The organism is Gordonia asplenii (assembly GCF_012933505.1).
In the GTDB taxonomy this organism is placed as follows: Bacteria; Actinomycetota; Actinomycetes; order Mycobacteriales; family Mycobacteriaceae; genus Gordonia; species Gordonia asplenii.
Map to the genome: position 1 here is coordinate 21,438 of NZ_JABBNB010000034.1, position 12,208 is coordinate 33,645.

The window sequence follows — 12,208 nt, forward strand, 5'->3', positions numbered from 1 at the left end:
ATCGTTCTGGGCGTTCGTTGAGCGAGTCGATTCGAGATCAGAGCGCGAGTATTCCTATCGCCCCGCCGTCGAGAACGAACTCCCCGGCGGTCATATACGAAGACTCGTCGGAAGCAAGAAATGCGACGCAGTTGGCGACTTCCTCTGCTTCTGCGAGGCGGCCCAGCGGGATCATCTTGTTGCCGAGATCGTCCAGCGACGCACCCGCGACCTCGGCCCCGTAGTCGGCCATCGCGGTCTTCACATACGTCGGATGAACGGAATTCACGCGCACGTTGTGCGCGGCGTACTCAGCGGCGACGTCCTTGGTCATGAGCCGTACCGCGCCTTTGGTAGCGCCATAGGCGGTATGACCGGCCAGCCCGATCAATCCCGCGGCCGACGACATGTTGATGATCGAGCCTCCCCCGCGCTCCACGAGGTGAGCGACGGAATGCTTCATTCCGAGGAATGTGCCGGTCACGTTGATCGACATCATGCGGTTCCACAGTTCGACACTCGTTTCCTCCAGCGCCGAGATGACATATATGCCGGCACTGTTGAAAAGTACGTCGATGCCGCCGAACTGCTCCACGGTTCGAGCCACGACGTCAACCCATTGTTGTTCGTCGGAGACGTCGAGAGGTAGCGCCAGTGCGCGCCCGCCGGCGTCGGTCACCGCTTGTGCGGTCGACGCGGCGCGTTCGCCGTCGAGGTCGGTCGCTACAACCGCGGCACCGTCAGCGGCGAGGCGAATCGCGCTTGCCCGTCCGATACCGGCACCGGCACCGGAAATCAGCGCCACCTTGCCATCGAGTCTTGCCATTCGGGGCCTCCTGTTCATGCCCCGGCCGGGGCTCTCACTGCGCCGGGCCTTCCGGAGGCCTCTGAATCAAAACGCATCGCTGACCACGTTGCCTGCCCGGCGGCCGTCGACGTTGTGCACATTTTTCACATCGAACCTGGGCGTCGACGCCGCAGACCCGATGCTGATCAGCGTGCAAAAGTTGCACAGCACCCGTCCGATGGCCCTGGCTACTTTCGACTCGGAAAGAGCTATCCGTGGCCGAGACTCAGAAATCGTCCGGCCGAACCGTCATGGAGGACATTCAAATGAAGACTCGCGGAGCGATCATCACCGAAGTTCCCGGCAGACTTCACGTTGCCGAACTCGAACTCGCGCCGCCCCAGCAGGGCGAGGTACTCGTCAAGATGGTGGCCTCGGGTTTGTGCCACTCCGATCTGCACTACACAACCGGGGACATGGAGGTCGGCACCATCCCGATGCTGTGCGGTCACGAAGGTTCCGGCATCATCGAAGAAATCGGACCCGATACGCAGTCGGATCTCGAGGTCGGTGACCACGTCATCTTCTCGTTCATCACCGCGTGCGGGAAGTGCGAATTCTGCGCCCGAGGTATGCAGAACCTCTGCCACCTCGGCGCGCTCATGCTGCACGGTTCCACCTTGGAAGACGTCGAGCGATATCGCTTCTCGATGCCAGACGGCACCCGCTGCGGCCAGATCGCCGGACTCGGCACCTTCGCCGAACACACCGTCGTATCGGTCGGGTCATGCGTGAAGGTGGACAAGGAACTACCTCTTGACGTGCTGTGTCTCCTCGGCTGTGGCGTCGGCACCGGTTGGGGCTCCGCAGTCAACTCCGCCGAGATCGAGATCGGCGAGACTGTGATCATCGCCGGGATCGGCGGGGTCGGCATCAACGCCGTCCAGGGTGCCGTTTCGGCCGGTGCGACCAATATCATCGCCGTCGATCCCGTGCCGTTCAAACTTGACGAGGCCAAGAAGATCGGTGCGACGCACACGGCAGAGTCGATCGAGGCGGCAGCCGAGATCGCGGCGTCACTGACCAACGGGCAAGGCGCAGACAAGGCAGTGATCACCATCGGCGTGGTGAAAGGCGAGCATGTGGCAGCTGCCTTCAACGCGATTCGTAAAGCCGGAACCGTCGTGGTCACCGGGGTCGCGTCATTCGCGGACACCGATGGAATTCCCGTGTCGCTGGCCGAATTGACGCTGTTCCAGAAGCGGATCCAGGGCTCATTGTTCGGCGGTGCCAGCCCGAACTACGCGATTCCACGTCAAGTCGATCTGTTCCGCCACGGGCAACTGAAGCTCGAAGAGCTCATCACGCACCGATACACCCTCGACGAGGTCCAGCAGGGCTACGACGACATGGAAGCGGGCAAGAACCTCCGCGGCATCGTCGTCTTCTGAACGCCTGCCATCGACGATGAAGATGGATCTGACCATGCGCAGCCTCCTCGGCCGCGGATTAGCGAGCCTGCCCGGAGACCAGCCGGCGATCGTCACCCCGGAGCAGACGACGACCTACGCGCAGTTGCTGGATTCTGCGCGCCGAGTCGCGTCATGGTTCGTCTCGATCGGGGTCACTGCGGGCTCGCCCGTTGCGATCATGGTGCCGAACTCGATCGAGTACATCGTCACCGACATCGCCGTCAATCTCCTCGGAGCGGTCAAGGTTCCGCTGAACGATCTGCTCTCCGACGATGACATCGCCTTCATCGTCGATGACGCCCAGCCTGCCGCATGTGTTGCCGACGACCGACGCGCAGCATTCCTCGTCGGTCGCACGGACGGACATCAGATCCTCCACATCGTCTGCACGCACGAGATGCACCGGGGCACTACACCGTGGTCGGCGGTAACGGCCACGCCGCCGATGACTCTCGCTGAGCTCGACGCGCGTGTCATCGACGAGGACTGCCCCGGACTGATTCTGTACACCGGCGGAACGACCGGACGCTCCAAAGGAGTGGTTCACTCCCAGCGCAGCCTGACAACCAATCTGCTCGTGCACCGGATCGAAACGGGTCTCGACCAAACTGATCGGCTGCTGCTTACTTCGCCCTTGCCGCACAGTGCGGGTTTTCTGCTTCAGACAATGCTGCTCGCCGGCGGTGTCGTCCACCTGCGGAAGCGGTTCGAGCCAGGCGAGGTCCTCGAGCTCATCGAACGCGACTCGATCAGTTATCTGTTTCTAGTGCCGACGATGCTCTACCGGCTGCTGGACACGCTTCGAGCCACCGAGTCCGATGTCTCGTCGATTCGCACAATTCTCTACGGAGCCGCCCCGATGTCGCCGTCGAGGCTCAGCGAGGGAATCGACCGGTTCGGTGAGGTGTTCGTACAACTCTACGGGCAATCGGAAGTGCCCAATTTCCTCACTCGGTTGAGTAAAGGCGATCATCGCACGGCCGCGGGTCGATCGGGGAGTTGCGGCCGCGCGTGCAGCACGGTTGAAATTCGAATCGTCGATCCTCCCACCGGCGAGACTCAACCGCCCGGAGCGGTCGGCGAGGTGGTGGTGCGCTCCGGCTTCACCATGTCGGGTTACCTCGGACTACCGGATATAACCGCAACGACCCTGCGTGAAGGCTGGCTGCACACCGGCGACGTCGGATATCTCGACGCCGATCACTACCTGTACATCGTCGACCGGTTGAAAGACATGGTCATCACCGGCGGAATGAATGTCTACACGTCCGAAGTGGAGCAAGTCCTGGTTGACGCACCCGGTGTGGCCGAAGTCGCGGTGATCGGGCTGCCCGACTCAGACTGGGGCGAAAAGGTGTGCGCGGTCGTCGTGGCGAGTTCGGCTTCGCCCTTCTCCGAAAACGAGGTAGACGACTTCTGCCGGCTGCACCTATCGAAATACAAGCGGCCCAAGAAGTACGTCCGGGTAGCCCGACTGCCGCTGACCAATTACGGAAAAGTCGACAAGAAGAAGCTTCTCGCCGACATCTCTGCATCTTCCGGCTCGTGAACTGCCCGCAAATGCAATCACAATCCGACTCAATCAACGAGGAGTTGACTTCATGATTCACTACTCCCTTCTCATCGGCGGCAAAAAGGTCGACACCGGCGAGACATACGATGTGATCAGCCCGGGGACCGGCGAAGTCATCGCCACCGTCGCCAAGGGCTCGCCCGCCGAAGTCGACGCCGCAGTCGCGGCGGCCGAGGCCGCATTTGAAAACAGCGGCTGGCGCGACACCCCGATGCACGAACGGGCCGCAGTCATCGAACGGGCTGCCGCAGCCCTCGAAGCACGCGGGGAAGAAATCAGCATGCTGTCCGCACGCGAGAACGGCACTCCGGTGCGCTTGGCTCAAGGTCTCTCGGTCGGATTCCCGGTCGCGCACATGCGGTACTACGCCGACCTCGCTCGCAAGTACGTTCAAGACCATCCCACGATGGTTGCCGGGACCGTCGTCGGCATGATCCGCCGTGAGCCGATCGGCGTCGTCGCCGGCATCGTGCCGTGGAACTTTCCATTGCTCCTCGCCGTGTGGAAGTCGATTCCGGCGATAGCGGCGGGCAACAGCATCGTCCTCAAGGTGGACGAGAAGACCCCTGCTACCGGGTTGATACTCGCAGAATTGTTACGGGAATCGGGCCTACCGGACGGGGTCTTCAACATCATCACCGGCGACGGACCCGAGGTCGGGGGATACCTGACCGCCCATCCCCGCGTTCGCAAGGTGTCCTTCACCGGATCGACTGCTACCGGTCGCACCGTCATGCGCAACGCCGCAGACAACGTCAAGCAGGTAACACTCGAACTGGGCGGCAAGGGCGCCAACATCGTGTTGGCCGACGCCGATCTCGATCTCGCCGTGGACGGTTCACTGTGGGCCTTCCTCGTACACGCCGGGCAGGCGTGCGAGTCGGGCACCCGACTTTATGTGCATAAGGACATCTACGGTGACTTCGTCAAGCGCCTCGTCGCCCGCGCCGAAGGGCTCACCGTCGGTGATCCAACCGACCCCGGTACCGACATCGGACCGCTGATGAACTGCTCGCAATACGACCGGGTGACCGGCTTCGTCGCCGGCGCCATCGCTGCAGGTGCCACGGTGGCATTCCAGGCTCCACTGCCGGATTCCCTCCACCCCGACGGCCAGTGGGTGGCCCCGACGGTGTTCACCGACGTCACCGCAGACATGTCGATCGCCACCGACGAGATCTTCGGACCGGTCGTTTCGGTAATCGAGTTCGATGACGTCGACGCGGTGATCGCAGCCGCGAACGCCAGCGAGTACGGGCTCTCGGCTGGGGTGTGGACCACCGACTACGCACGCGCAACCGAGATCGCGAACCGTCTGCAAGCGGGCACCGTGTGGATCAATGACTGGCATAACCTGCCGGGCCCGCTGCCGTTCGGCGGCGTCAAACAGAGTGGCTTCGGACGAGAGATGGGGCCACACGCGATCGAGGAATTCACAAATGAGAAGTCGATCTGCATCGACTACTCAGGCCGCGAGGCCCGCGCCGCCTGGGGCCTGATGTTCTCGTGACCGACCATTCCCCGGCCCATCCTCTACAGCTTCCCGCCGATCCCAAAGGAAAGTAATCGTGACAACTCGATACGACGCCGTCGTCATAGGCGCCGGCTTCTCAGGCCTCTACATGGTTCACAAACTGCGCGAACAGGGATTGGCTGTGCGCGGCATCGAACGCGGCAGCGACGTCGGTGGCACCTGGTATTGGAACAAGTACCCCGGGGCCAGTTCGGACTCGCAGAGCTGGGTCTATCAGTATTCGTTCAACGAGGAGATCGAGCAGGAATGGGACTGGTCGTGCGTGTTTCCACAGCAGCCTGAGATTCTGGCGTACCTGCAGTTCGTCGCCGACAAGCTCGACCTGCGCGTCGACTTCGACTTCGACACCTCGATCGACTCGATCAGCTATGACGATGCCGCCCGCGACTGGACGCTCACCACCGATGCCGGTGATGCTCTGACCGCGGACTATGTGGTGACTGCCGTCGGTTGCCTCTCGGCAGCACAGGCTCCGGATATCCCGGGCCGCGATTCGTTCGCCGGGTTGGTGTTGCACACCTCGCAATGGCCGGCTGAGCCCCTCGACTTGGCCGACGCTCGCGTCGGAATCATTGGCACCGGCTCCACCGGTATTCAGGCCACGCCGAAGCTGGCTGAGATGTCCAAGCACCTCACGGTCTTCCAACGGACCCCGCAGTGGGCGGCCCCCGCTCGCAATCGCCTGCTCTCCGACGCCGAACGCGCCGAACTCAAGCGCGATATCCGCACGATTCGGGACACCTGCAAGTCATCCCCGTTCGGCCACCCCTACTGGCCGTCGGAACAGTCGGCCCTTGCCGCATCGCCTGTGGAACGCACTGCGCGCTACCAGGCAGACTGGGACCGCGGAGGTTTCGACTTCCTGTTCGGCAGCTACGGCGACCTGATCGTCGACGAAGCAGCGAACGAAACCATGGCGTCATTCGTGCGCGAGAAAATCGCCGAGCTGGTCGACGATCCTCAACTCGCAGCCCGGCTGACCCCGGACTATCCATTCGGCACCAAGAGGCTGCCGCTCTACGCCGAAGAGTTCTACCCCGCATTCAACCGCGGCAACGTTGATCTGGTGTCGCTGCGGAATGAACCGATCGTGGAGATCGTGCCCGAAGGCATTCGCACCGCGTCGCGGTTGATCGAACTCGATGTGCTGGTGTTCGCCACCGGATTCGATGCGATGACGGGGCCGCTCACCCGGCTGAACATCACCGGTCGCGATGGTCTGAAACTGAATGACAAATGGGCGGACGGGCCGCAGACAAACTTGGGTCTGATGACCAGGGGCTTCCCGAACCTGTTCATGGTTACCGGACCGGGGAGCCCGTCGGTCCTCGGCAATATGCCGGTAACTATCGAACAGAATGTTGAATGGATAGGCGATCTCATCGAGACGTTGCGAGCTTCAGGCGCGTCCATCGAACCCACTGTTGAATCCGAGCAGGCGTGGGGCGACGGTATCAACGAGATCGCAAACGCGACTCTCTTCGGAAAATATGCCTCGTGGTACAGCGGATCGAATATCGAAGGCAAACCGAAGGTGTTCATTCCCTACCCCGGGGGATTCGGCGAGTACCAGAGAATTGCCGCCGAGATCGCCGAGAACGGCTACGACGGATTCGAGATCTCAGTGCCGTCCCCGGCGAACGCGTAATCCCCTCGTCAGTCATTCCAACCAACCGAGAGATCACCCATGGCTATTCATCCAGACGCTCGAGCATTACTCGACGGCCTCGCCGCCGGCGGAGTCCCGCCCTTCGAATGCATGACCGTGCCCCAGGCACGCGAAGTCGCGAACGCTTTCAAAGATCTGCAGGGTCCCACCGAGGAGGTGTCTTCGGTCACCGACACATCAGCTCCCGGTCCGGCCGGTGACGTCCCGGTCCGCATCTACCGGCCGGCCGGAGCAGGTCCGGAGCCCCTACCCGCCGTTGTCTATTACCACGGCGGCGGGTGGGTGATCGGCACGCTTGACATCGTCGACAACCCCATGCGTCGACTCGCCAATGCGCTCGGCTCGGTCATCGTTTCCGTCGACTACCGGCTCGCTCCTGAGCACCCGTTTCCAGCTGCCTTCGACGACAGCTTGGCCGCGTTGCAATGGGTCAGTACCAACGCGGACTACCTCAACGTCGACGCCGGTGCCATCGCGGTTGCCGGAGACAGCGCGGGCGGCAACCTCGCCGCGGCGGTCGCCCTAGCCGTTCGCGGGCCGGACACGCCGAACATCACCGCACAGCTGCTGTTCTATCCCTGCGTGGAGTTCGATTTCAACACCGACTCGTATCGCGAAAACGCTGAAGGTTACCTGCTTCAGCGGGCCAGCATGCAGTGGTTCTACGCCCACTATTTCGGCAACCAGGGGGAGCCCCCCACCGATCCTCGCGCCTGTCCCGGTAGCGCCGAGGATCTGTCGGGCTCTGCGCCCGCCTTCATCGCAGTCGCCGAGTATGACCCACTCCGCAACGACGGGGAGCGCTACGCGAAGCGACTCGGCGAGGCCGGAACGCATACCGAGCTAATCCAGTATGACGGTCTGCTTCATGGCTTCTTCTGGACTCTGGGCGCCACCCCGAGCGGCGCATCGATTCTCGACGACGCTGCAGAATTCCTTCGGTCAGCGATCAACTGAGTCTGTCCCCGGCAAACGCCCGGCCACGGGCAGTGGGCGCCCGTCTCCGCGGAGACGGGCGCCCACTGTTCGATCGCTCGGGTCGACCCGTCAGGCCATCGGGCCTCCATGGAACGCACTGAGCCCGCCGTCGACGACAAAGCTACTGCCGGTGCAATACGACGATTCGTCACTGACGAGAAACAGCATGACATTGGCAATCTCCCGTGGATCCGCATACCGCTTCATCGGAATGTTCGCCTCCCACGCCGTCTGGACCGATGCCGGATCATCCGGATTGCCGAGTTCGTGGAAGTACGCCATCATCGCGGTATCGGTGATGCCGGGATGAACCGCGTTGACCCGGATCTTGTCGGCGGCGAGATCCATCGCTGCGCTACGCGCCATTCCCAGCACCGCGTGCTTGCTCGTTGTATACGCCGCGGAGGCGAAGTACGCGCTGATTCCCTGTGTGGACGAAGTAATCACGATGCTGCCCCGGCCCCGGGATCGAAGGTGAGGCACGGCTGCGCGGATGCCGTGCCACGTACCCTTCATATTCACCTCGAGAACCCGATCGAAGACCGTCTCGTCGTAGGCGTCGATCATCGAACCGTCGCCGAATATCCCCGCATTCAGAACCACGGCGTCAAGCCCACCGAATTTCTCTACGGCACGGTTCGTGTACTCCGAGACTGCGGCGCTATCGGTGACGTCCGCCGCGACATAATCGGCCGAATCAGTCTGCAGTCCGGCCGCTACGTCGCGCAAGCGCTCTTCATCGCTGTCGACGAGTAGTACGGCACCACCCTCTTCGACTATTCGCGCTGCCGTCGTTGCACCGATGAGCCCGCCGGCGCCGGTGACGATAGCAACCCTATCCCGCATTCGTGACATGGATGTTCTCCCTTCGACTGATACACGGAACCCGCATACCCAGTCGAGTGTGAAACATTTTGTCCGCAAGCAGGTGTGCAGAAAGTGCACCGGATCAGTCGAGTTCGCCGGAGTACTCCAGCGTCGATATTCGAAAGCGGGATATTTTGTTGTAGATGGTTCGCCGGCTGACCCCCAGCCAGCGAGCAGCCATCATCTTGTTTCCATTGTTGACTCGCAACGCCTGAACCACGGCATCTCGTTCTATCACGTCGATCCGCTGCCGGTTTCGCGCGGAAGAGATGAGCGCCTTCGTTTCCATCTCATCGACTACGGGCGGCCTTCGTTGCGGAACCCAGAACAGCGCCCCGAATCTCGCGGCGTCGCCGGGCATATCGACAATTCGAATCCCACGCGCAAGAATATTCTGACAATCATCGCCACGGGTATCGGGCAGGTCAACCCAGTCTTGAAGGCAGCGGATATCGTCTGCGGTCAGCGTTCTCATGGCCTCATTGCTGACAAACAATGAGTCCGCGGATACCGCAACGACAGACCCATATCGCTCACAGGCCGTCTCATATCTGCTAAACAGACGCTTTCGATCGCCGTCTACAATATCAGCGTATCCTTGGAGCACTTGCCGTAGGATGGACCGGATGAACGGCGCGCTGAGTCGCTGTTCATCAGAAACATGAGCGCACATGTTGACGACGCCGAGCGCACGATGACAGTGCTGTTCATGGATCGGAATCGCCATGCATGCAAACTCTCGCATGGATTCGTTGAAATGTTCCTGACCGCTGAAGTGGACTCCAAGACCCGATTCGATCACGGTGCCGACTGCATTTGCGCCCAGCACGTCCTCCGCAAAGGTCATGCCGGGCTCTGCACGTGCATGACGCAGCGCGTCCGCAAAGCTGTAATTCCCCGCCACGGCCTGGAGGATGACGCCATGTGTATCGGTGATCATCACACCCAGAGATTCTCCATCTAGGTCTTCGACTACATCGTGAAGAATCCTATCGGCCGTACGCTGCAGCCGAGAATCCTCGTTGATTGCCGTCAATGCGATGGCACCGGGCTCGACGGCTTCACTGATACCGGAGCGCCGCGAGCGGCGCCAGGCATTCTCGACGATGGAACCGTGACTTACCGCGTTTCGCTTATCGTTCATTTGGACTGCCCGATTGTGTTCGATCGCCACGCACCTCGCTACTGGACCACCGTCGCTAACCTCGCCGAAGCAGGAAACGTTGAATCTTCCCGCTGGGGGTCTTCGGAAGAGCATCGACGAAGTGCACGCGCCTCGGATAGGCATGTGCCGCGAAGCCGGTCTTCACCAGATCCTGCAGTTCTGCTTCGAGTGCATCGCTCGGGTCCGTCGCGTCGTCCAAGACGACGAATGCTTCGACCACTTCGCCGCGGAGCTCATCCCGGCGTCCGACCACCGCGACATCGACGACCGACGGATGGGTGATCAACACGCTCTCGACGTCGAACGGTCCGATCCGATAGCCCGCCATCAGAATGATGTCGTCGTCTCGTGCGGTGAAGAAGTAGTGTCCCTCGTCATCTACCCGAGCCGTGTCACCGGTCAGATACCAGCGGCCGTCAGCCGTATAGCGAGACGCAGTCTTGTCAGCGGCGTCGAGATAGCCAAGAAACCACATGAGCGGACTTGCGGTGGTGTCGACGGCGATCTGATCATCGATGATCGCGGTCGTGAAGCCGGGCATGGCGATGCCCATCGATCCGGGAAGTATTTCCTGGCGCAATCCGTCACGCCAGTGATTGTTGACGAACATGCCTTGCTCGGTCTGCCCGTAGTGATCCCGCACCTGGCTGCCCAGCGCCGGTGGAGCCCACTCGATCACATCGGGGGTCAGCGGCTCGCCGGCCGACGATGCACGGCGTAACTGATAACCGCCGAATGCCGAATCCGACTTGAGACTGCGGTACACCGTCGGCGCCGCGGCGAAATTGGTCACGGCGAGGTCGGCGAGAAGGCGAGCCGTGACCTCCGCATTGAATCCTGAATGAAGAAGGATGTTTCGGTATCCACGCGCCAGAACACCGACGATTCCGTAGTACAGTCCATACGCCCATCCGGGGTCCGCGGCGTTCCAGAACACATCGCCGGCTTGGACATCCAGCCCGAAATCCAGATAGCAGACAATCGACGCGACCGCCCGTAGCGGCACCGGCACCCCTTTTGGCGGCCCGGTGGTTCCACTAGTGAAAATGAGGATGATCATTCCGTCACCACCGACCGCTACTTCTCTGTCGGTCGGGTCGTTGTCCGAGATCAATGCATCGAACTCGTTCTCGACGACGATGACTTCGATGCCCTCGATACCTGCCACCTTCGCGGCTTGACTCGACTCGGTCAACACCAGTCGAGCTGCTGCGCTGGTCAGCCTCATTTCAATCGCCGGCTCGGCAAATGCGGTGAAGAGCGGAATGTAGACGGCACCCAACCGCATGAGCGCGAGAAAGGAAACGGCCAATTCGACGCGCTTTCCCATCAGTACACCGACCCGGTCACCCTCGCCGACGCCCCGCGCGGCGAGCGCCGTCGCAAGCCGCCGCGATTTGTCGGCGAGTTCTCCATACGTCACATCAACCGGACGCAGTACCGAATCCTCGACGTCCACCTGCGTGAACGCGATCGCATGCGGGTCATGTCGATCAACCAGGAGATAGGCCGCGTTCGCGTCCGGTGCTCCGAAAATGCTCAACTCGCGGTCGACGATGTCCGCGACGTCGGCAGGAACTGAGATAACCATTTACCTGCTTCTATTCTTGTGGTAGTCGAAGGTACTGAAGAGGAACACGATTCGGCGGACATCCGCGAATGGGCGCGGGCACGATCAGATCGGCGGCAATGACCGATGCGTACCAAAGGCTCTCGCGTGGTAGGTCAACGGCTCACTCACCGTGTGGCCCACCTGCTCTACCGAACCGAGCAGAATAGAATGGTCACCTCCGGCGACCACTTGCGCCAGGGAACACTCGATCCAGATCGAAGAACCTGAAATTCGTGGCAGCCCACGTTCCGCATCCCAGTCGACCTGGTCGAACTTGTTCAGCCCCTTCTTCGCGAACTGCGAAGCCAGGTCGGGCTGATCAGCCGCGAGAACGTTGATTCCGATTCGCTTGCCCTCGTCCAGAATCGTGAGCAGATCGGACTTCTGGTCCAACGCGACGGCGACCATCGGCGGAGTCATCGAAAGCGACATGAACGCGCTCACGGTGGTGCCATGGGGCCGGTCGCCGTCGAACGCGGTGACGACAACGACCGGCGAGCAAACGTGCGCCATCGCATTCCGAAACTCCCCGGCGAGAGTGTCCGAGGTACTGCCAGAGATGTGCGCCATTC

General features: G+C 61.6%; 10 protein-coding genes. 5 read left to right on the forward strand and 5 right to left on the reverse strand.

The genetic code is table 11. From position 1 onward, the window contains the following. Nucleotides 1-37 precede the first annotated feature (37 nt). Entirely contained in the window at nucleotides 38-805 is a 768-nt protein-coding gene (locus HH308_RS24290; RefSeq protein WP_170196846.1) for an SDR family NAD(P)-dependent oxidoreductase, read from the reverse strand. A gap of 287 nt (nucleotides 806-1,092) precedes the next feature. On the opposite strand from HH308_RS24290, the gene HH308_RS24295 reads away from it, so the two are divergent. From HH308_RS24295 to lipP1, 5 genes are read left to right on the forward strand one after another with little or no spacing between them, the layout of a single operon-like run. Continuing rightward, the gene (locus HH308_RS24295; protein ID WP_170196847.1) at nucleotides 1,093-2,217 is read left to right on the forward strand and encodes an NDMA-dependent alcohol dehydrogenase; all 1,125 of its coding nucleotides are present in this window, start codon (nucleotides 1,093-1,095) and stop codon (nucleotides 2,215-2,217) included. Between the two features lie 34 nt (nucleotides 2,218-2,251). After that, nucleotides 2,252-3,787 (forward strand): class I adenylate-forming enzyme family protein, encoded by a 1,536-nt coding sequence (locus HH308_RS24300; RefSeq protein WP_170196848.1) that lies wholly within the window; start codon nucleotides 2,252-2,254, stop codon nucleotides 3,785-3,787. 52 nt (nucleotides 3,788-3,839) lie between these two features. Next, nucleotides 3,840-5,321 (forward strand): aldehyde dehydrogenase family protein, encoded by a 1,482-nt coding sequence (locus HH308_RS24305; RefSeq protein ID WP_170196849.1) that lies wholly within the window; start codon nucleotides 3,840-3,842, stop codon nucleotides 5,319-5,321. A 58-nt stretch (nucleotides 5,322-5,379) separates the two neighbouring features. Continuing rightward, the gene (locus HH308_RS24310; RefSeq protein ID WP_312870837.1) at nucleotides 5,380-6,993 is read left to right on the forward strand and encodes a flavin-containing monooxygenase; all 1,614 of its coding nucleotides are present in this window, start codon (nucleotides 5,380-5,382) and stop codon (nucleotides 6,991-6,993) included. 39 nt (nucleotides 6,994-7,032) lie between these two features. After that, nucleotides 7,033-7,971, forward strand: a complete 939-nt coding sequence (lipP1, locus tag HH308_RS24315; RefSeq protein ID WP_170196850.1) for a LipP1 family hormone-sensitive lipase — start codon at nucleotides 7,033-7,035, stop codon at nucleotides 7,969-7,971. A gap of 90 nt (nucleotides 7,972-8,061) precedes the next feature. Here the strand turns inward: lipP1 and HH308_RS24320 are convergent, their stop codons facing one another. From HH308_RS24320 to HH308_RS24335, 4 genes are all read right to left on the reverse strand, one after another. Beyond that, nucleotides 8,062-8,847 (reverse strand): SDR family NAD(P)-dependent oxidoreductase, encoded by a 786-nt coding sequence (locus HH308_RS24320; protein WP_170196851.1) that lies wholly within the window; start codon nucleotides 8,845-8,847, stop codon nucleotides 8,062-8,064. A 94-nt stretch (nucleotides 8,848-8,941) separates the two neighbouring features. Further along, nucleotides 8,942-10,033, reverse strand: coding sequence for a helix-turn-helix domain-containing protein (locus tag HH308_RS30560; protein WP_312870838.1), 1,092 nt, complete (start codon nucleotides 10,031-10,033; stop codon nucleotides 8,942-8,944). 25 nt (nucleotides 10,034-10,058) lie between these two features. Next, nucleotides 10,059-11,615, reverse strand: a complete 1,557-nt coding sequence (locus HH308_RS24330; RefSeq protein ID WP_170196853.1) for an AMP-binding protein — start codon at nucleotides 11,613-11,615, stop codon at nucleotides 10,059-10,061. Nucleotides 11,616-11,699: 84 nt separating this feature from the next. Continuing rightward, nucleotides 11,700-12,206: a flavin reductase family protein gene (locus HH308_RS24335; RefSeq protein ID WP_246284813.1), complete on the reverse strand. Its 507-nt coding sequence runs from the start codon at nucleotides 12,204-12,206 to the stop codon at nucleotides 11,700-11,702. Nucleotides 12,207-12,208 lie beyond the last annotated feature (2 nt).